This is a genomic window from uncultured Salegentibacter sp. (assembly GCF_963972535.1).
Classification (GTDB): Bacteria; Bacteroidota; Bacteroidia; order Flavobacteriales; family Flavobacteriaceae; genus Salegentibacter.
In genome coordinates, this window is sequence record NZ_CAXAVR010000020.1 from 13,798 (window position 1) to 34,370 (window position 20,573).

Genomic DNA, 20,573 nt, shown 5'->3' on the forward strand with positions numbered 1-20,573 from the left:
GGAATAGACACTAAAGTAATTCTAATTATGTTTTCTAAAAAGAAAAACACTTCCAAACTCGATGCAGAACAGCGTGAACTCTATGAACACGCACGTAAACGCACCCTGCAAAAAAAGAGATTATTTCAGCATTTTATAATATTTCTAATCGGGGCCGTATTTCTCATCGTTTTAAATGTGGTTATTGGCTATCAGGAGAATTTTATGCCATTGGGCTATAACTGGTTTGTATGGGCCATTTTACTTTGGGCGTTTATCTTTTTGGTTCACGTATTTAATGTTTTTATCACCAATAAATTCCTGGGTAAAGAATGGCAGGATAAGCAAATGGCAAAATTAGTACAGAAACAAAAAGAAAAAATTGCGAAAATGCAAACGCAGGTTGAGAAAGATTTTCCTGCAAATCCGCCGCAAAAAGAAACTACCCAAAAACCAGAAAATACGCCGGAATTAAAAAGCGGAAACGAGCGTTTTAAACCAAAGACTAACGATCCCGAAAAGCCAGATCAACCATACAATACTTAAAATATGATAACAATGATTGCCGCTGCCGCGGAAAATAATGCGCTGGGAAAAGATCAGGATTTGGTGTGGCACCTGCCAGACGATTTTAAGCGTTTTAAAAGACTTACTACCGGGCATCACATTATTATGGGAAGAAAAACATTTGAAACTTTCCCTAAACCACTTCCAAATCGCACCCATATTGTAATTACCCGAAAAGATAATTATCTACACAAAGATGCCACCGTGGTTTCTTCTTTAGAAAAAGGGCTAGAATTTGCCAGAAAAGATGATCAGCCTTTTATAATTGGTGGCGGTGAAATTTATGAATTAGGAATGGACGTGGCCGATAAAATTGAGCTCACAAGAGTGCACAGTACTTTTGAAGCCGATACTTTCTTTCCGGAAATAGACGAAGAAAAATGGAAGTTAATAGCCGAAGAATTTCACCCAAAAGACAAAAATCACGAGTACGCATTCACTTATCTTACCTATGTTAGAAAATGAAGCGCTGCATAAAATAGCGGAGGAAAATAAGCTTAAAAATCCAAAATTCAGCCCACTTACAGGCGGTGACATTAATGATGTTTTTCTTATTACTGCTGAAGGAAAAAAGCAGGTTATAAAAATAAATAATGCTGAAAAATTCCCTGGAATGTTCGCCGCGGAAAAAGCGGGACTGGAAGCACTTCAGAAACCAAAGGTAATTGATGTTCCTCGCGTATTAGGACTTGGTAAAATTAGAAATACCGCATATTTACTTTTAGAGTTCCGCGAAAGCGCAGCAAAAAATAAAGATTTTTGGATAACATTTGGAAAGCAAATGGCAGCTTTGCATAAAACCACTTCAAATGAATTCGGGTTCCACCAGGATAATTATATTGGCAGTTTACCACAACAAAATAATAAATCAACTTCAGTTACAGATTTTTATATTTCAGAACGCCTGGAACCTCAATTGAAACTGGCAAAAGACAAAGGCTATAAGCTTGGTGTCAATAATTCATTTTTCAAAAATATTTCAGAAATAATTCCAGATGAAAAACCTTCATTAATCCATGGCGACCTTTGGGGAGGTAATTATTTGGTTAATGAAGAAGGAAATCCCTGCCTTATAGATCCAGCTACAGCTTTTGCTCCGCGTGAAATGGATCTTGCCATGATGAAACTTTTTGGCGGATTTGATAATCAAATTTTTAAAGTTTATAACCAGGAATTTCCGCTAGAACCCGGTTTTAAAGATCGAATTCCGCTTTGGCAACTTTACTATTTACTGGTTCATCTCAATCTTTTTGGCGTAGGTTATAAAGCTCAGGTTACCAGTATACTTAAGCAATTCAGTTAATTTCACAATTCTTAACAGCCAGTGTTATTCTTTTAGGAGTTTATTAGCGCAGATAGGCACAGATACTCATTAAATTCAATTTCCAACTTAAACTTAAAAAAATGAGTACTGAAAATTTAAATAAAAATGAGGCTTTAGACAAAATGAAGTCTATGGTGAAGGATATTAAAACCTGTATGTTTGTTACAGATTTTGGCAACAAACCTTTAAGCGCGGTGCCAATGACGACCAAAGAAGTAGATAAAGAAGGGAATATCTGGTTTTTTAGCAGGTTAGATAGCGACCACAACGGTGATATTGCAAAAGATAATGATGTACAATTGTTATTTAGTGATACCTCAGATATGGAATTTATAAGCATTTACGGCAAAGCTACTATAGAAACCAATAAAAATGTTTTAGATGAATTCTACGGAAAAATGGATGACGCCTGGTTTAATGGGGTAGATGATCCTAATTTAACCGCAATAAAAGTAGTTCCAAAAGAAGCTTATTTTTGGGATAACAAGCAAAATAAATTTGTAACCTTTTTAAAAATAGGAGCGGCAGCAGTAACCGGTGACAAAAAAGGAGATATTGGAGAAAAAGGAAAATTGAATCTTTAAATTTAGAAATTCTCAAGGAAAGACCTCGTAACAGCGCATTTGTTATGAGGTCTTTTTTATTATTTCTATTTTAGCCGAATCTAAATTGAATATTATGAACGCATATATTTTTCCCGGCCAGGGAGCCCAGTTTTCAGGAATGGGATTAGACCTATTTGAAAAATCTACCAAAGCACAGGATTTATTTAAAAAAGCCAACGCAATTTTAGGTTTTTCAATTACCGATATTATGTTTGAAGGTACTGCTGAAGACCTCAAACAAACCAGGGTTACACAACCAGCCGTATTTTTACACTCGGTTATTTTGAGCAAGGTTTTAGGCGAAGATTTTAAACCAGATATGGTTGCCGGACATTCTCTTGGTGAACTTTCTGCGCTCGTAGCCAATAACACCCTTTCTTTTGAAGACGGATTAAATTTGGTTTATAAACGTGCTATGGCAATGCAGCAAGCCTGTGAATTAGAACCTTCTACTATGGCCGCTGTATTAGGCCTGGAAGATGAAGTTGTTGAAGCTGTTTGCGCCGAAACAGAAGGAATTGTAGTAGCTGCCAACTATAACTGCCCGGGCCAATTAGTGATTTCTGGAGATATAAAAGCGGTTGAAGCTGCTTGTGAAACTTTAAAAGAACGCGGTGCCAAAAGAGCAATGATCTTACCTGTAGGCGGTGCTTTCCACTCCCCATTAATGGAACCAGCCCGAAAAGAACTTGCTGCTGCAATAGAAAATACAAGCTTCAATATCCCGACCTGCCCAATTTATCAAAACGTTAGTACTTTTGCGGTAACCGATCCCGAAGAGATTAAGAAAAACCTGGTTTTTCAATTAACCGCACCGGTAAAATGGACGCAAAGTGTTCAAAATATGATAAAAGATGGCGCCACTAATTTTACAGAAGTAGGTCCCGGAAAAGTTTTACAGGGCCTTGTGAAGAAAATAGACCGACAAATGGAAACTGCTTCAGCTTCTATATAGGACTGAGAAATTTCATAAAAAAAACGAATTTTTTAGAATAACTCGTCATCCTGAATTTGTTTCAGGATCTAACATCTTAAAAGCTGAAATAAATTCAGGATGACGGTAGAAACGTGGATTTCAAGAGACCGAAGAAATTCCTAAAAATAAAAAATCCTGAAGTTGTGAACTTCAGGATTTTTATTTCTATGTGTTTACAAACAAAGCTTCTCAACTCCGCTGGAAGTGATAAAGGAATTTACTTTTTATAGATCTTCCCTTCTTTCATTACAAATTTCACTTCTTTTAAAGTCTCAATATTTTCGGTTGGATCTTCTTCTACTGCAATAATATCGGCATAAAAGCCTTCAGCAATCTGGCCAATTTCATCCTCCATTTTTAAAATTTTAGCTGCTGTAATTGTAGCACTTTGAATTGCTTCTATTGCCGGCATTCCAGCTTCCGTCATATAAACAAATTCCCGCGCATTTTCACCGTGCTTAAAAACTCCGGCATCAGTGCCAAAAGCAATACCTACTCCCCTTTTATAGGCTCGCGCAAACATATCCTGAATTTGAGGTCCAATTTCTTTTGCTTTTGGTACTACAAGCTCAGGATAGTAATTTTCAATTTTGGCATTTTGAGTCACCTCTTTCCCGGCTGTAATTGTTGGTACCAGGTAAGCATGGTGTTCTTTCATTAAATCCATTGTTTCTTCGCTCATCTTTGTACCATGCTCAATGGTTTTCACACCGGCTCTAATAGCGCGCTGCATTCCCTCATCACCATGGGCGTGTGCTGCTACGTGAAAATCATAATCATTAGCAGTTTCTACGATTGCTCTTATTTCATCTTCGGTAAACTGTGGATTTGAACTGCTTTTAGCTACACTTAGAACTCCCCCGGTAGCTGTAATTTTAATTAAATCGGTGCCATTTTTATAACGTTGGCGAACTGCTTTTGCAGCATCTTCAAGACCGTTAACCACACCCTCTTTTGGCCCGGGGTCTCCGGTTAGTTCCTTATTCATTCCGTTGCTGGGATCGGCGTGACCTCCTGTAGTTGCTAAAGATTTTCCGGCGGTAAAAATTCTAGGACCGTCAATTTTTCCTTTATTTATAGCATCGCGAAGGGCAATATTTACCCCGCTTCCGCCTAATTCCCTCACTGTAGTAAAACCGGCCAATAGCGTGGTTTTAGCAAAACCAACCGAGTTAAATGCCGCATCTTCTGGATCGTTTATAAAACGCTCCATATATTTTTGCGGATTTGTTTCACTTTCCAGATGCACATGCATATCGGTTAGCCCCGGAAGCACGGTTTTATCACGTAGATCTATTAGTGAATCATTTTCACTTTCCGGATTTACAAATCCGTTTTCTATACTTTTAATCCTTTTTTCAGAAACAATTATTGTTTTTTCAGTTAGTACTTTTCCTGATTTTGTATCTACCAATTTCCCGGCCTTTATGTAGAAATCCTGTGCCTGAAGCCCTGCAGATAAGAATATTCCGAAGCAAAAAATTAAAAGTTTTTTCATATTAAAAATTTAAGTGTCTAAAAAATTCTTGATGGTAGCGGTAATATACTCAATTTGTTCATCATCCAATTCGGTATGCATTGGTAAGGAAAGTACTTCCTGAACCAATTGATTGGTCACCGGGAAATCGGCTTCATTATATCTTGAATCTGTGTAGGCTTTTTGCTTATGTAGGGGAATTGGATAATAAATTCCGAATGGAATTCCCTTCTCCTGCAGGTGCTTTGCCAGGGCATCACGTTTTCCGTTTTTAATTTTCAAGGTATATTGGTGATAAACGTGAGTATCTTCTTTGTCTAGTAGTACCGGTGTAATTATATCTTCCTGGCCTTTAAAAGCTTCAGAATATTTATTGGCAGATTTTCTTCTGGCTTCATTATACGAATCTAATTTTGGAAGTTTGGCTCGTAAAACTGCCGCCTGCAAACTATCTAACCGGGAATTAACTCCCACTACATCGTGATGATAACGCTCGTACATACCGTGATTTACAATTCCTCGAATAGTGTGCGCCAAATCATCATCATTGGTAAAAATAGCACCACCGTCACCGTAACACCCTAAATTTTTAGAAGGAAAAAAAGAAGTAGCACCAATATGGCCAATTGCACCAGTTTTTTGAGTTTCGCCGTTTTTAAAATGATAATTCCCTCCAATGGCCTGTGCATTATCTTCAATTACATGAAGATTGTGCTCTTTGGCAATTTCCATAATCGCATCCATATTGGCAGCCTGACCAAAAAGATGAACAGGAACAATGGCCTTGGTTTTTGGCGTGATTGCCTTTTTTATGGCTTCGGGGTCTATATTAAAACTATCGGGTTCAACATCTACAAGCACGGGTGTTAACTGAAGAAGCGCTATCACCTCAACGGTAGCCGCAAAAGTGAAATCGGCAGTAATTACTTCGTCTCCCGGTTTTAGATCAAGACCCATCATCGCTATTTGCAGGGCATCGGTCCCATTGGCACAGGGAATTACGTGCTTAACCTGGAGATATTCTTCTAAATCTTTCTGAAACTGCTGAACTTCAGGACCATTAATAAATGCCGCATTTTCTATAACTTCCTGAAAAGAAGAATTTACCTGATCTTTTATTCCATCATATTGACCTTTAAGGTCAACCATCTGTATCTTTCTCATCTATCTATATTTTTTCTTCCCAATTTAAATTAGCAGGGACTAATGATTCTGTTCATTTACTGCCATTATTTGGGACCCGCATAATGCCGGTTTCATGTGTTTTTTTAGAGTCACGAAAATACGAAATAAGCTCCCTATTGCCAATCAATTTTAATTAAAGGCCTATTTTCGCATAAGAAACAAGTTATTTTGAAGTCACTTTACAACTTAGCTACGAAAATTGCCGGAAAAGCATTACCGCTGGCAGGCAGGTTTAATCATAAACTCAAATTGTTTACCGAGGGCAGAAAATCGGTTTTTGATAAATTAGAGGCTGAAATAGATCCTGCTTCTCAATACTTATGGTTTCATGCGGCTTCCCTGGGCGAATTTGAACAGGCTTTGCCCATTATTGAAGAGGTAAAAAAGGAATTTCCCAAGTATAAAGTATTGATTACTTTTTTTTCTCCTTCGGGTTACGAAAACAAGAAAAACCATCCGCTGGCAGATGTAATTACCTATCTGCCGCTGGACACCCCGGGCAACGCAAATCGATTTCTTGAGCTAGTTAAGCCAAAAATTGCATTTTTTATTAAATATGAGATCTGGCCAAATTTCTTAACCGAATTGGATAACCGAAATATTAAAAGTTTATTGGTTTCCGGAGCTTTTAGAGAAAACCAAATATATTTTAAACCTTATGGCGGACTTATGCGGAAAGCCCTCTCAAGATTTGATCATTTTTTTGTGCAAAATGAAGCTTCAGTAGAATTACTTAAATCTATTGGTTTTAATAATATTACCCTAAGCGGTGATACGCGATTTGATCGCGTATCAAGGCAAATACAATATGATAATAAGCTCGATTTTGCCGAAGAATTTATAAATAATGAAACCTGTCTCGTTGCTGGAAGTACCTGGCCTGAAGATGAAGAAATCTTGCTTCCATTTATCAATAAAACCTCAGCAGCAATAAAGATAATAATCGCACCTCACGAGATTAAGGAAGAAAAAATCAAGGTGCTGGAGCAAAAAATCAAAAAGAGAACTATTCGATATTCAAAAAAGGAAAACCACGACCTGGCAAATTTTGAGGTATTAATTTTAGACACCATAGGTTTATTAGGCAAGGTTTACAGTTATGCCAATATTGCGTATGTAGGCGGCGCTGCGGGAACTTCGGGACTTCATAATATTTTAGAACCCGCAACCTTCGGAATTCCTGTTATTATAGGGAAGAATTATAAAAACTTCCCGGAAGCTATTCGGTTACGGCAGCTTGCCGGTTTATTTTCAGTAGAAAATTCTTCAGAATTTAACGAGGTATTAGTAAAGTTAGTTGCTAATAAAGACTACAGAGAAAAAACCGGAATGATTGCCGGACACTTTATTAATAGTAATACCGGGGCTACCCAAACCGTAATTAATTACCTAAAGCGCTTACCCGGGTTTAGCTAAAGTTTCCTAAAAAATAAATACAGCTAACATTTATATTGTAATTTCGACATATAAATTAATAAACTAAACATTATGAAACGAGTACTTATTACTGGAGTAATTTTACTGTTTACCGCTGTGAGCTTTAGCTCCTGCCGTGAAACTACAGAAAAGGAAACCGTGGTTAGGGAAGTTAAAGTTGAAAAAGAGGAAACAGCAGAGCCTGAAGAAGAACGTAAAGGAATCCTGGAACGTGCAGGCGAAAAAGTAGACGGCAAAGTAAATGAAGAAATAGACGAAGAGTTAGATAAAATTGACGATAATTAAACAAAAACAATAAAACAGGTTTAAAGGAAGTGTTTTCGTTATTTTTTATGAAAATTTTAATATTGTTTCTGTTAAAATCCACTTTTACATTTCTAATTTTGTTTTAATAAACTAGAAACAACCAAATTTATGAAACGATCAATTTTAATGCTCGCTATGTTTTTTACCCTTAGTACAGCTTTTACTTCCTGCCGTGAGGTTAATGAAGAAGAGAACGAAATGGAAATGGAGGGTGAAGAAATGGAAAGAGAAATGGAAGGCGAAATGAACGAGATGGAGGATGATTTGGATAATGTTGGAGATGACATTGAAGATGCCGCTAACGATGCCGGAGACGCTGTTGAAGATGCAGCTAATGAAACCGGTGACGCAGTAGAAGATGCTGCCAACGAAGTTGAGGATGAAGTTGAAGGTAACGACGACTATTAATTCTATTAATAATTAACTAAACTTAGAACTATGAAAAAATTAATTTTAATGCTCGCTATTACCTTTAGTACCGCTGCGGTTTTTACTTCTTGTAGAGAAGAAAAATCTGGTGTGGAACAAGCTGCAGACGATGTAGAAGACGCTGCAGAAGACGTAGGAGATGAAGTAGAAGATGCTACAGACGACATGTAGAATCTAACAAATTAACCAACCAAAGAGAAAATCCTTTTTGATTAAATTCAAAAAGGATTTTTTTTATGCTTGTTTTTTAAACGATTTTAGTTCCCGTTTAAGATCTTCCATAGATTGCTTTAATTCTCTAAACAGTCCGCTTTCTGAAGGGTTATCTAAGTTAAAGGTAAGTTTGGAATTTACTTGCCAGAGTTCCTGGATTTCATTAATATTTACTTCTATAGGAAGATATTCTTCATTTAATGAAATTAAAAGAACTTTAGAAGCATCGGGTAGTTTTTGAAGTTTTTTAACCAGCACAGAATCCTGTAACACCACCACATAAATTTTATTATTACTCGCCTGGTCTAAATCTGGTACCGCTTTGGCCAAAACCCATTCTTTGGGATAATAGTTGGGCAACATACTATCTCCTTCAATTTGAAACCCACGATAGGTGGCGTTTCTAAATTCTGGCAGGGGAATATCAAATGCCGGTAATTGCTGGTACCATTCTACATCCTGAACATTATGAGGATAACCGGCAGCCGCATTTTGGTTTACCATTACCATATTTTCATTATCTGAAGAATCTACGGTAACAACCTTAGGGCTTACATCGCCTTTGCTTAACTGTAAATACTTTTGACCACTCTGCCCAAACAGCCATAAAGGATTTATACCAAACTGACCTAAAAGCTCGGCTACCACTTTTCCAGAAAGTTTGGTGCGCCCGCGTTCAATATCGGCTGTTGAGTTTTTAATCCCTAAAAGCTCTGCAAATTCAGATTGGGTAAAGTTATTTTCTTCCCTTACTTCTTTAAAATGTTTGATGTCTATAGATGGAGGCTGGCCCATAATTTCTAATGTTTAGGAATTTATCCAATATTAATCAAATTTATTGGATAAATTCCATATTTACAAAAGAAATGTATTCTATTCGTTTTGTGCGGCAAGTATTTTTTCTATCTTTTCGGTAAGGTCTTCTACTTCAAAAGGTTTTGCAATAAAATCGTTAGCGCCTGCATCTTTACATTTTGGACCGGCATCGTGCAAGGCCGACATCATAAGAACAGGAGTTTTTTCAATCTCGGGATTTTTTCTTATTCCGGCGCAAACATCGGTGCCATCAACGCCAGAAATTAACATATCCAAAAGTACGATATCTATATTTTCCTGCTGGATTAATTCTTCAGCCAACAATGGCTTTTCGGTTACAATTACTTCATAACCGTAAAATTCCAGTAATGTTTTTAACATTTCACCAATTCCCGAATCATCATCTACAACCAGAATCTTTGTATTTTTCTGCATATTTATATATTAAGAGGTAATTTGCGCAGCGTCCAGAATGAATGAAAATTCTGAACCTTCGCCTAATTTGCTTTTCACTTTTATTTCTCCATTATGTCTTTCCATAATTTCATTCGCCAAATATAATCCTATACCAAAACCTGAATATGTCTCTTCACTTTTAACCCCAACTCTATAAAATCTTTTAAAGATTTTTTTATGGTTTTCGGTACTAATTCCAATACCGTAATCTTTTATAATTACTTTTATTTTATCGTTAGTTTTCTTTACGATCTTTACATTTATATTGAGGCTGCCAGGTGAATATTTTATGGCATTTATTATTAAATTAATAATTACCTGCCCAATACGATCCCTATCTGCCACTACCATAGCCTGCACTTCACTTTCCAGGTCTATTTTATGCTGTGTATTGGTATAATTTATATCCTGAATAGTCTCGGCAACCAGTTCATTTAAATTGAATTCTTCTTTCTTTAATTCCAACTGGTTTTCCCGTATCCTGGAAAGATCCAGTATTTCTGAAATTAATCTTGTTAATCTTGAAACCTGGTGATTTATACGTTCTAAGGAAGGTTTTAATGGTAGGTTTGAAGCTTCTGCTTCCTCCTGTTTTTTAAGTAAGCTTAATAATAATTGTACATAACCTTTTATAGAGGTAACCGGCGTTTTTAACTCGTGACTAACCATTTTAAGGAATTCTTCTTTACGTTTTTCCTCTTCCTTAATTTTATCGATTTCGGTATTTGCCGCAATCCACATTTTTATGGAGCCATCGTCTTCCTTAACCGCTTCACACCTACTTAGATGCCAAATATATTTTCCTTCTTTATTTTTTAAACGCAGTTGCATTTCAAGATCACAGCCGGTGTCAAGGCAATTTTCCCAGGCTTCTAAATACGTTTGTTTTTCATCGGGATGAATAAATTCTACCCAGCCAATTTTCTTAAGGCTTTCACTCGCCTGGCCTGTAAAATCTAACCAGTTTTTATTGAAATAAATATCATTTCCACGGGCATCGGTTTTTGAAACCATTCCCGGCATTAAATCGGCCATTTGCCTAAAATGAAATTCACTTTCCTTTAATAGCATTTTAGACTTCACAGATTCGGTTACATCTATTGCCATATTTAAAATCCCGTAGATCTCCCCGTTTTTATCCCGCAATGGTTTGTAAGTAAAATTGTAAAAACCGGTTTGCATTTCACCATCTATAAGAAGATCTACTTTATCTTCTTTTCCCCAATAGGTTTCGCCGGTTCTATAAACATTTCTAAGTAATTCTAAAAAAGGTTGTCCGTCTAACTCGGGAAGAGCCTGGGCTAAGCGCTTTCCTATAACCGAAGTATCTTTTCCCCAAAGTTTAAGCATGGCATCGTTAGCCAGCTCAATATTCATGTCTATCCCGGTATAAATAGCGGTTGCTACCGTAGCTTCTTTTACAATTCCCTGCATGCGGTGTTCTTTTTCCCGCACCAGGTTTTCTTTTATTTTTTCGTCGTGCACATCTATTACCGTACCTATCATCCCCTCATATTCCCCGTTCGCGTCAAACCTGGGGCTTCCTTTATCCATAACCCAACGGTAATCCCCTTTTGCACTTTGAAGCCTAAAGGTAGAGCTGTATGGTTTTCTTTCTTTTTGCGCTTCAAGAAAACTCGTTTTAGCTCCATCATAATCTTCAGGATGAATTGTTTCCAACCAACCAAAAACCTTTGCAGCTTCCACTTTTTGACCAGTATAGGAATACCAATTTTTATTTAAAAAGGTACTTTCTCCTTGATCATTGGTAATCCAAATAATTGCAGGAACGGCATCAATAACTTCTTTTAACCGGTCTTCATTTTCTTCAATCTTTTTACGAGCCAGGACCTGCTCGGTCACATCCATAGCATGGACAAAAACACCATCTATTTTACCATTTTTATTCCGGGTGGGTTCATAAACAAAATTGAGGAATGAATTTTTAAATTCTCCCTTTTTGTCCTGAAGATTAATTGCAAGCTCGTTACCAATATATGGTTCGCCTGTTGAGTATACGGTGTCTAAAAGATCTATAAAGCCTTGATTCCCTACCTCTGGCAGGGCTTCTTTTACCGTTTTCCCTATAATATTCCTGTTGCCAATTAATTTAAGATAATTCTCATTTGCTACTTCAAAAGTATGCTCGGGTCCTCTAAGAATACAAATTGCAGCTGGCGCATTAGAAAGAATATTGTCTACAATTCTATTAAAAATTTTTTCCTGACGGGATAATCTGCCATTTGATTTAAGCCTTTTAAAACTTAGAAGAATTAATGGGTTTGTAGCTGGCAGCGAAAGTAAAGAAGCATTTACAGAGAATTTCTTTTTTGTGTTTTCTGAAAATTGTAGCGCTACAATTCTATCAGAAATAGATTTTTCTCCATTTTGAAGCTCTTCCAGAATTTCTCTAAATTCAGCAGTATCTAATTGTTTCTGATTAAAATTAAAAACTGAAACCCCTTCCTCTTTTTCACTAATTTTAAATTTTTTCTTAAAATTAGCATTATATGCCACTACATTTTGGTCTACAGTCAATACCAATAGTGGTTCTCTAACGGTTTTAAGTAATCCGCTGGCATAATTTTTAAGATTGGCTAATTCCTCTTTAGGAAGTTTAGAGGTGTCAGATTCTACCATAAATATTATCTAAATCTTCAGTTTAAATGTGCTAAATTAAAGCCACTAAATTACTATTTTAAAACAGCAATTTCCTTTTCTATTTCTTATGAAAATCATAAAGTTATAGCTCATAAAAAGGAGAAACAAACTTCCATAAAAAAACCGACGAAAATAATTTTTCATCGGTTCTTAAGCAATTAATTTAAAAAGAATTATTGCGCTAAATACCCACCATCAATAGGATAGTATGCTCCAGTAGCAAAAGACGACTTCTCGCCTGCCAGCCATAAAAATAACTGAGCTACTTCATCTGCCTCTCCCAATCTCCCAATTGGGTGTGCATTTACCAACTGCGATAACAAATCTTTATCTAAATCTTTTAACATTGGGGTATTTATAAACGCAGGGCCAACAGAATTTACTCTTATACCTTTAGCAGAATATTCCAGGGCTGCAGATTTGGTTAAACCTACCACCCCGTGTTTTGCCGCAACATATGCTGCCGAATTCGCAAAACCTACGCTTCCCAAAATAGAAGCCACATTTATAATTGAACCTTTACCATTTTTAAGCATTTCTGGAATTTGATACCTCATCCCGTAGAAAACGCCCGAAAGATTTATAGCAATTACCTTATCCCAGCCTTCAACCGGATATTCGCCAACGGGGTGTTGTGGCCCTCCCACTCCCGCATTATTCACTGCAATATCTAATTTACCGAATTTCTTTACTGCCTGAGTAACACTGTTTTCAGAGTCCTGGGCTTTAGAAATATCTGCCTTAAAAAATACAGCTTCTCCACCATCCTCATTAATTTTCTTCGCCAGTTTCTCTCCTTTTTCATTATCTATATCGGTTAGAAAAACCCGGGCACCTTCCTTTGCAAAAAGCAAAGCTGTACTTTCTCCAATTCCCGACGCTGCTCCGGTGATGAGCGCTACCTTACCTTTTAATTCCATGGCTTGATTATTTAAATTAAACAGCTTAAAATTAGCCTTTTAAACACCAAAATAATATGAGGAATATCAGGGAATAATATTTTAAGTAACTTGGCCTAAAATTGAGTACAAATGAAAAGCTTAACCTACCTTTTATTAATTTTAATTAGTTTTAATTTCGTCACGGCCCAGGATAAAAAGCTACCGGAAGGCTTTATTTACCTCAAAGAGAAAATACCTGATATTAAGCTTGATATGCGATATGCCGGAAGTAATAATTTTATCGGAAAACCGGTAAACGCCTACCAAAAGCCCGTAGCCGTTTTAACCGAAGCGGCTGCAACTGCACTCCAAAAAGCTCAAAAAGATTTAATGGCAGAAGGTTATTGTTTCAAAATTTTTGATGCATACCGTCCGCAAACAGCGGTTAATCATTTTATTGAATGGGCTAGAATTCCTGCAGACACGCTTACCAAACAAAAATTTTATCCAAATGTTGCCAAAAAAGACCTGTTTCAGCTAGGTTACATCGCTACTAAATCGGGGCATTCCCGTGGCAGCACTGTAGATCTTACTATTATTAATATCCAAACCGGAGAGGAGTTAGATATGGGAAGTGGTTATGATTTCTTCGGAGATATTTCTCACCACAGCACAAATAAAATCACTAAAGAACAAAGAGCTAACCGTTCGTTATTGAAGCGAATAATGATTAAAAATGGCTTTAGGCCCTATCCAGAAGAATGGTGGCATTATACCTTGAGAAATGAACCATATCCTGAAACTTATTTCGATTTTCCGGTACAATAGATTTTTAAGAGATTAAATCTAAATCGCATGAGGTATTTCACCTTCTTCTAATTCCTCTTTAAATTCAAAATTAAAGGTATTTCTTAAAACCTCCTGGTCTAAAATTTCTGAAAGTTCCTGAGTATCTAGAAATTTATCATAGTAGCCAATAACCCGGCTGTATTTTAAAGCTCGCTCCTGGTCTGGCTCATACATAGAAGCACTTAGTATGATTACATAAATCGAATTTTTATATTCAAAATCTTGAAGAAAATCCAAAACATCCCAGCCATTTACTCGTGGCATATTTAGGTCTAAAAAAATAAGTTTTAAATGCTCTGAATTTGCGGTTTGTTTTAGGTGCTCTATTAATTCACCGCCCTGCCAAAAGCCTTTTATTGGGCAATTCACTAATTTTTTTAAACTTCTTAATTCCAACTTTAGAATAAGTGAATTGTCTTCAGCTAGTAAAATTTCATACCTGGGGGGCTTCTGCATATGCTCGCTTTTGGAGCTAAAGTTTATAGGTAACTTTAACGCCATAAAGATACGCTGTAAAGCTTCCTTCGCAATAAGAAAAATGCAATATTTATAAGATTAACCACAAGAAAAATAATTGTGAATCCTATAAAATAAAAACTCACTATAAAATTTAGTATTTTCACTAAAATTCTATTAAATCAATGAAGATAAAATTAGACGGGGAGAACAAGCATCTAAAAATTGATGATAATATCAAAATCACCTATTGGATGCTAAAATTTGTGATGGTTTCAAATATATTTCAAATGTTACTCCGGGTTTTCAATACTCCGGTAGCCAACTGGGATCTTCTCACCTGGTTTTGGATCCCCATTGGCCTCGCATCATTTCCCATATTATATTATTTCACTAATCTTAGCACTAAAGAAGTGATTCTTTTAGATGAAATTCAACATCCTATTCTAAAAAATTTCTTCGGAAGAAAACGTTTAAGCCTGAAGCTTAAAAACGGAAAAACAAGACATATTCCAACCAATTCGATTAAAGAAATGGAACAAATTCAGAATTTTATAAACTCACCACAGAAAGCAACAACTTAGATTCTGAAATGATCGCGAAGCGTCGGGACAGAATGAATAAAAAATAAAACCCCGAAAAACATCCATGCTTTTCGGGGTTCTATTGATTTCCTGCTAAAAATTAAGATTCTACATCTAACGCAGCATCTATTCTGGCAATTAAATCTTCCCAGTGATATTGCGTTAGCGCATGGTTTGTTCCCGCTTTTCTTCGGTTTATTTCTCGCTTTAAAGTTTGCATTTCACCACGCATCAACGGCATAATATCAGATTTCAATAAAGCTTCGTTATCTTCAGCATTTAATTTTTGAAGATATTCTGAAGCAATATCTACATAAGAACGCTGAAGGTTTCTCCGGTAAGCATCAACTTTATTTCTATTATAAAGTTCGCTAAAAATGCCATTTCGTAAATCTTGCATTAAATTAACCGCAGTATAAGCCTCATTCCTGTTCACCTCTTCGTTAGCGATCATTCGGTTTAAACGATCTTCATCCAGCAAACTACTTAAGGCACGAGTCTGTAAATTCTGCACTCGTTCAATAGCTCCCGAAGCTTCAATTCGGTTTAAAATTTCCTGGTTAAGCAACCAGTCTGGAGTGGTAAAAGCTTCTTCAACTAAAAAGTTTACTGCTTCTTCCTGCTTTTCCTTCGGCACATTTTCGTAAACCACGCCATCCTGATTAGAGGTTTTACGGGTTTCGTAAACCCCGCCAACATTGGCGACCACGTGAGATACATAACCTCTCCACATATAAGTTAACTCTCTGTAAACTTCTTCAAGATCGTCATAACCGTAACCGTCTTTGGAAGTCCACTCAATTAAGTTTGGAACTACTTTTTTAAGATTCGCCAATCCGTATTCACTGGCTTTCACCTGGTCATCTCCCAAACTTTCTCGCTGCGATTGTGGATCTACTCCGCCATAACCATTTCCAAATTCATACCATGGATTTCCAGCTTTTTCTAAAATCCATTCATCTAATTTTTCTTTTTCCGCTTCGGCGGACTCGGCTTCAGGCAAATATCTATAACCCCAGTTGATGGCATATAAATCATAAGGTCCCATCATTCTAATATATCTCACTCCTTCATCTTCCGGTTGCGCAACATAATTTACCCTTGCATAATCCATGATAGATGGCGTTAAACCATATTTCTGGGTAAACTCAGCCGATCTTAACGAATCTGTTGGGTAAGCAGAACTCGCTTTCATATTATGCGGAAGTCCAAGCGCGTGGCCAACTTCATGGGCAATTACCATTCGCATCATTTCGCCAATTTCAGATTCGGGGGTATTTAAAGTCCTGGCATCTTCGGTTTGCGCACCGGCTTCAATCATATACCGGTTTCGGTAAGAACGCAAATGATTATGATACCAGATAATATCACTTTCAATAATCTCCCCTGTTCTTGGATCTGTAACCGAAGGGCCAACGGCATTTCTGGTTGTACTGGCTACATATCGAACTACCGAGTAACGCACATCTTCAGGACTAAACTCAGGATCTTCCTCTTTCGTAGGCGGATCTTTAGCGATTATCGCATTTTTAAACCCGGCTTCTTCAAAAGCAACATTCCAGTCTTCAATCCCCTGCTTAAAATATGGGCGCCATTTTTCAGGCGTGGCAGGATCTAAATAATAAACTATAGGCTCTTCAGGCTCTACCAATTCACCGCGTTTATAAGCTTCAATATCTTTAGGTACCAACTGCCACCTGCGAATCAACTCGTAATCATCGGCTTTTAATTCTTCTGAATTATAATCGTATTTATCTATAGTAAACCAGCCTACACGAGGATCTGCAATTCTAGGTTGCATTTTATCGTCAGGCAACAAGATCATAGATTGGTTCATCATCATAGAAATAGTCCCGGCCTGGTCTCGTGTTGGCGGCTCTTCAGCCTCATATGTCATAACGTGTTTTACCTCTACGTTTTTGGGGTATGAGCTGGCGGACTCTATATAAGATCTACTCTGGTCTAGTTTCTTAACTTTATAACGTTTCCGAAGAGAAGAAGAAAGTCCGTTTATGGCCTGCACCTCGTTTTCAAACAGATCGCTCACCTCAATTACAACTTTTGTGGAATCTGCGTTATAAGTTTCAATTTCTGAACTAAACAGGATTGGAAAATAATTATTGGCTTTCACCGATTTGTAAATTGGCGATTCTTCATCGCTCATATTTTCAAAACTAATCACCTTTACATCTATATTCCCTTTTCGTTTCGTCCAGCGCACCACCTGTTCATTTACTTTAGAACCGGCATTCACATAACCGCCGCCATAACCATCAGGCACACCGGCAATACGGCTTACCAAAAGCATATCTTTATCCAGTAAATCTACCGGAATTTCAAAATAAAGTTTATTGTCTACGAAGTGTGTAGTAAAAAGTCCTTCATCAGATTCAGCTTCTGAAGTAATGACTTCGCCGTAGGATTTGAGTCCGTTTGTAGATTTTTTTGAAGTGTTTTCAGCCGACTTCTCTTTACTACTAAAAACAGATTTCTCACTTCCGCAGCCAGCTGCAAGTATTGCGGCCAACCCCAGAATAGGTAATTTTCTTATCATGAATTTTTTATTTTGGCTTCAAGATAAGGAAACCTGAGAAAATGTTTGAAATATAGGAAAGGAAGAATTGTTATTTATAAATAAATCAACCGTTGAACTGAACATGTTTCAAATTCTAACAGGACTAAAATACCCATAACTTAGATCCCGAAACAAGTTCAGGATGACGGGGAAAAGTTCTTAGCACCTTATTCCGAAGAAATTTTTGAGTTGCTTTCGGTATTCATCCATCTGTCCCAGAAAGTGAAATAAAGTCCGAAATTAGTTTTAAACTCGGCGTGATGAAAATGATGGTGCGTGGCACCAATAAACATTTTTCCGAAGCGGCTATTCATAAAAGCTTTAGGATAAATTTCAATATCCAAATGATTTATCACGCTGCTAAGCGTCATAAAAATCAAATAAACACCAATCACAATGGGATGAACGGGCAGAAAGAGTAGAATTACCGGAACTACTATAGCTTCTAGCAGCGATTCCCACGGATGAAAGGAAAAAGCCGTCCATGGGCTGGGCACTAAACTATCGTGATGCACTTTATGAATATTCCTAAAAACTTTTGGCTTGTGCATCCAGCGATGCACCCAATAATAATAAGTTTCGTGAAGCAGAGAAAGTAAAATAAAACTGGCCGGTAAATACCATAATCCAAATTTATCTAGCTCCAAATAAATTGCAGTAAAGCCTTTTTGCCAAAGAAAATAGGTAAGCGCGCCAAAAAAGCCAAAAATCACCGATGACCACATGCTCCAGTAAATTTCCTTTTTTAACTGCCCTTTTCTAAAACCACGTTTACTTAACCTTTTATTGCTGAATTTTTCACTTTTCAGTCTATAATAATACCAGTAGAATATTCCCGCGGAAATTAAATATCTTAGAAAAACCGCGGCAAAAAAGATAAGCACACAAATAAAGAAAAGCCCCGGGTTATTAATTTCGAAGAAAACCATATTAACCGAATGTAGCGAATAAGAGCGTTATTTGGAAATCAACTTTTCAGAAAATATTCTTAAACTTTAAAGAATTTAATTACCCGTAAGGTTTGTAAAACCTTATAATCTTTACAATTTAGTATCTTCGGTTTAACTTAGCCAATTTCCCAGTTATGAAGAGAGAATTCAAGCCTTTTTATGTAAAATTCATATTCTTAATCGCTTTCCTATTCATTAGCAGTATACCTGCTAACGCCCAGTTTCCGTTAGGGAATAGTCAAAATAATGAAGCTGATGCCCAGGAAATTCCTGAAGATATTTTAGGCAGAAGAACCCCACGTGGTACGGTAACTGGGTTTATAAATGCTGTGGCCGGGCAAAATTATAATCGCGCCTCGAGATACCTCAATTTCCCGGGAAATATTACTTCTGAAGAAGAGAAAGAACGGGTGGTCCTGGTTTTGCAACGCCTATTTGACCAAAAGGGAAGTATGCTCCCCTATTATCTAATAAGCGATGATCCCAAGGGAAAAACCGATGATGATTTTGAACCAAAACTGGAGAAAGTAGGAAGTGTAAGCCCTGACGATGAATTGATTGAGATTTTTCTAAAACGGCACGATGATGAAACCGGAAATGGAATCTGGCTTTTTTCAGCTGAAACAGTCGAAGCCATAAGTTCGGTTAGCCTTCAAAATTCGGCTTTTGTAGACCAAATAATTCCGGGATTTCTTAATAAATATCTTTGGGGTGGGGTACCTGCCGGACAATGGATTGTGGCCTTATTACTTATTGGATTAAGTTATCTTATTTCTTTTTTGATTATTTCTTCAATAATTTTTCTATTAAAAAAACTTTGGAAAAGGATTAGAGAAGAACCCATTTCAGGAATAATTACCGCGGTAAAACTTCCCTTAAAATTATATGTAGCCGTCTGGATTTTTGTTGCATTTTCAAGAAACCTGGAACTATCTATTATTTTGCGTCAAAAATTTAGTGCTATCACCATTATAGTTGGTATTGTAGCTGTTCTTATTCTCCTCTGGCGACTATCAGATTTTATAGGAAAATTTAGTCAGGAAAAAATGTTATTACGCGGAAATCCGGCGGGAGTTTCAATAGTATTATTTCTGCAGCGGGCGGCTAAGATCGCAATTGTTATTTTTGGTATAATATTTAGTTTAGGGGCAATTGGCATTGATGTAACTACCGGTTTGGCCGCCCTGGGAATTGGTGGTATTGCTCTTGCCCTGGGAGCTCAAAAAACGATAGAAAATTTTGTGGGAAGTGTGACCCTAATTGCCGACAGGCCCATTCGTGTTGGCGATTTTTGCCGGGTGGGGCAAATCACTGGAACAATTGAAAAGATTGGTATTCGATCTACCAGAATTAGAACTTTAGACCGCACCGTAGTTACCATTCCCAATGGAGCATTTTCATCTGACACGATTGAGAATTATGCCCACAGGGACAGGTTTAGATTTATAAGTGTTTTAAATTTTAGATACGAAACATCGCCAGATCAGCTACGCTATTTACTTACCGAATTGAGAAAAGTGCTTTATGCGCACCCTAAGGTCTATGAAGAACCGGCTAGAATTAGGTTTATTGGTTTTGGAGCCCATTCACTGGATATTGAAATTTTCGCCTATTTGGAAGCTAAGGATTATAATGGATTCCTGGAAATTCGTGAAGATCTCATGCTACGAATGATGGATGTTGTAGACCGTAGTGGTACCGATTTCGCTTTCCCATCGCAAACTATTTACTTCGGAAAAGACCAGGGACTTTCTAAAGAAAAAACTGCTGAAGCAGAAGCCGTAGTTGAAAACTTGAAGAAAGAAAGAGAAATGCCACTTCCGCAATTTACCCGCGAACAAATTGAC

21 protein-coding genes are annotated in these 20,573 nt (G+C 37.1%); 12 read left to right on the forward strand and 9 right to left on the reverse strand.

Going from position 1 to position 20,573, the window contains the following annotated elements:
- Positions 1 to 27 precede the first annotated feature (27 nt).
- The 5 genes from AACZ30_RS04485 (at position 28) to fabD (ending at position 3,430) form a co-directional block, all read left to right on the forward strand.
- A complete protein-coding gene (locus AACZ30_RS04485; RefSeq protein ID WP_075324840.1) occupies positions 28 to 525 on the forward strand; it encodes a 2TM domain-containing protein in 498 nt (165 codons plus the stop codon).
- A 3-nt stretch (positions 526 to 528) separates the two neighbouring features.
- Positions 529 to 1,011 carry a dihydrofolate reductase gene (locus AACZ30_RS04490; RefSeq protein WP_339647958.1) on the forward strand — a complete coding sequence of 161 codons (483 nt, stop codon included), beginning with the start codon at positions 529 to 531 and terminating at the stop codon, positions 1,009 to 1,011.
- Positions 998 to 1,849: a fructosamine kinase family protein gene (locus AACZ30_RS04495; RefSeq protein ID WP_339647959.1), complete on the forward strand. Its 852-nt coding sequence runs from the start codon at positions 998 to 1,000 to the stop codon at positions 1,847 to 1,849. The genes AACZ30_RS04490 and AACZ30_RS04495 overlap by 14 nt, the downstream gene beginning before the upstream one ends.
- Before the next feature lie 101 nt (positions 1,850 to 1,950).
- Positions 1,951 to 2,454 (forward strand): pyridoxamine 5'-phosphate oxidase family protein, encoded by a 504-nt coding sequence (locus tag AACZ30_RS04500; protein WP_339647960.1) that lies wholly within the window; start codon positions 1,951 to 1,953, stop codon positions 2,452 to 2,454.
- 94 nt (positions 2,455 to 2,548) lie between these two features.
- Complete coding sequence (fabD, locus tag AACZ30_RS04505) at positions 2,549 to 3,430, forward strand: ACP S-malonyltransferase (protein WP_339647961.1); 882 nt, start codon at positions 2,549 to 2,551, stop codon at positions 3,428 to 3,430.
- Between the two features lie 238 nt (positions 3,431 to 3,668).
- Here fabD and AACZ30_RS04510 read toward each other — a convergent pair whose 3' ends face one another.
- Positions 3,669 to 4,949, reverse strand: a complete 1,281-nt coding sequence (locus AACZ30_RS04510) for an amidohydrolase family protein (protein ID WP_339647962.1) — start codon at positions 4,947 to 4,949, stop codon at positions 3,669 to 3,671.
- A gap of 9 nt (positions 4,950 to 4,958) precedes the next feature.
- Positions 4,959 to 6,092 (reverse strand): DegT/DnrJ/EryC1/StrS family aminotransferase, encoded by a 1,134-nt coding sequence (locus tag AACZ30_RS04515; RefSeq protein ID WP_339647963.1) that lies wholly within the window; start codon positions 6,090 to 6,092, stop codon positions 4,959 to 4,961.
- A 189-nt stretch (positions 6,093 to 6,281) separates the two neighbouring features.
- On the opposite strand from AACZ30_RS04515, the gene AACZ30_RS04520 reads away from it, so the two are divergent.
- From AACZ30_RS04520 to AACZ30_RS04535, 4 genes are all read left to right on the forward strand, one after another.
- Positions 6,282 to 7,529, forward strand: coding sequence for a glycosyltransferase N-terminal domain-containing protein (locus tag AACZ30_RS04520; protein ID WP_339647964.1), 1,248 nt, complete (start codon positions 6,282 to 6,284; stop codon positions 7,527 to 7,529).
- A 72-nt stretch (positions 7,530 to 7,601) separates the two neighbouring features.
- Positions 7,602 to 7,835, forward strand: coding sequence for a hypothetical protein (locus AACZ30_RS04525; protein ID WP_339647965.1), 234 nt, complete (start codon positions 7,602 to 7,604; stop codon positions 7,833 to 7,835).
- A 129-nt stretch (positions 7,836 to 7,964) separates the two neighbouring features.
- Positions 7,965 to 8,264, forward strand: coding sequence for a hypothetical protein (locus AACZ30_RS04530; protein WP_339647967.1), 300 nt, complete (start codon positions 7,965 to 7,967; stop codon positions 8,262 to 8,264).
- A 30-nt stretch (positions 8,265 to 8,294) separates the two neighbouring features.
- Positions 8,295 to 8,456 (forward strand): Vmc-like lipoprotein signal peptide domain-containing protein, encoded by a 162-nt coding sequence (locus tag AACZ30_RS04535; protein WP_177195648.1) that lies wholly within the window; start codon positions 8,295 to 8,297, stop codon positions 8,454 to 8,456.
- A 63-nt stretch (positions 8,457 to 8,519) separates the two neighbouring features.
- On the opposite strand, the gene AACZ30_RS04540 is transcribed toward AACZ30_RS04535, so the two are convergent.
- The 4 genes from AACZ30_RS04540 to AACZ30_RS04555 form a co-directional block, all read right to left on the reverse strand.
- The gene (locus tag AACZ30_RS04540) at positions 8,520 to 9,293 is read right to left on the reverse strand and encodes a LexA family transcriptional regulator (RefSeq protein WP_339647968.1); all 774 of its coding nucleotides are present in this window, start codon (positions 9,291 to 9,293) and stop codon (positions 8,520 to 8,522) included.
- Between the two features lie 78 nt (positions 9,294 to 9,371).
- Positions 9,372 to 9,749 (reverse strand): response regulator, encoded by a 378-nt coding sequence (locus tag AACZ30_RS04545; RefSeq protein ID WP_339647969.1) that lies wholly within the window; start codon positions 9,747 to 9,749, stop codon positions 9,372 to 9,374.
- 9 nt (positions 9,750 to 9,758) lie between these two features.
- Positions 9,759 to 12,410, reverse strand: a complete 2,652-nt coding sequence (locus tag AACZ30_RS04550; protein ID WP_339647971.1) for a PAS domain S-box protein — start codon at positions 12,408 to 12,410, stop codon at positions 9,759 to 9,761.
- A gap of 194 nt (positions 12,411 to 12,604) precedes the next feature.
- Positions 12,605 to 13,351 (reverse strand): SDR family oxidoreductase, encoded by a 747-nt coding sequence (locus tag AACZ30_RS04555; protein WP_339647972.1) that lies wholly within the window; start codon positions 13,349 to 13,351, stop codon positions 12,605 to 12,607.
- Between the two features lie 111 nt (positions 13,352 to 13,462).
- On the opposite strand from AACZ30_RS04555, the gene AACZ30_RS04560 reads away from it, so the two are divergent.
- Positions 13,463 to 14,140 carry a M15 family metallopeptidase gene (locus AACZ30_RS04560; protein ID WP_339647973.1) on the forward strand — a complete coding sequence of 226 codons (678 nt, stop codon included), beginning with the start codon at positions 13,463 to 13,465 and terminating at the stop codon, positions 14,138 to 14,140.
- A gap of 18 nt (positions 14,141 to 14,158) precedes the next feature.
- Here the strand turns inward: AACZ30_RS04560 and AACZ30_RS04565 are convergent, their stop codons facing one another.
- Positions 14,159 to 14,617 (reverse strand): response regulator, encoded by a 459-nt coding sequence (locus AACZ30_RS04565; protein WP_339647975.1) that lies wholly within the window; start codon positions 14,615 to 14,617, stop codon positions 14,159 to 14,161.
- A gap of 185 nt (positions 14,618 to 14,802) precedes the next feature.
- On the opposite strand from AACZ30_RS04565, the gene AACZ30_RS04570 reads away from it, so the two are divergent.
- Positions 14,803 to 15,201, forward strand: a complete 399-nt coding sequence (locus AACZ30_RS04570) for a hypothetical protein (protein ID WP_339647976.1) — start codon at positions 14,803 to 14,805, stop codon at positions 15,199 to 15,201.
- A 100-nt stretch (positions 15,202 to 15,301) separates the two neighbouring features.
- Here AACZ30_RS04570 and AACZ30_RS04575 read toward each other — a convergent pair whose 3' ends face one another.
- Positions 15,302 to 17,755, reverse strand: coding sequence for a zinc-dependent metalloprotease (locus AACZ30_RS04575; RefSeq protein ID WP_339647978.1), 2,454 nt, complete (start codon positions 17,753 to 17,755; stop codon positions 15,302 to 15,304).
- A 188-nt stretch (positions 17,756 to 17,943) separates the two neighbouring features.
- Positions 17,944 to 18,705, reverse strand: a complete 762-nt coding sequence (locus AACZ30_RS04580; RefSeq protein WP_075324858.1) for a sterol desaturase family protein — start codon at positions 18,703 to 18,705, stop codon at positions 17,944 to 17,946.
- A 155-nt stretch (positions 18,706 to 18,860) separates the two neighbouring features.
- On the opposite strand from AACZ30_RS04580, the gene AACZ30_RS04585 reads away from it, so the two are divergent.
- A partial coding sequence (locus AACZ30_RS04585; RefSeq protein ID WP_339647979.1) for a mechanosensitive ion channel family protein occupies positions 18,861 to 20,573 on the forward strand: 1,713 nt, incomplete at its 3' end.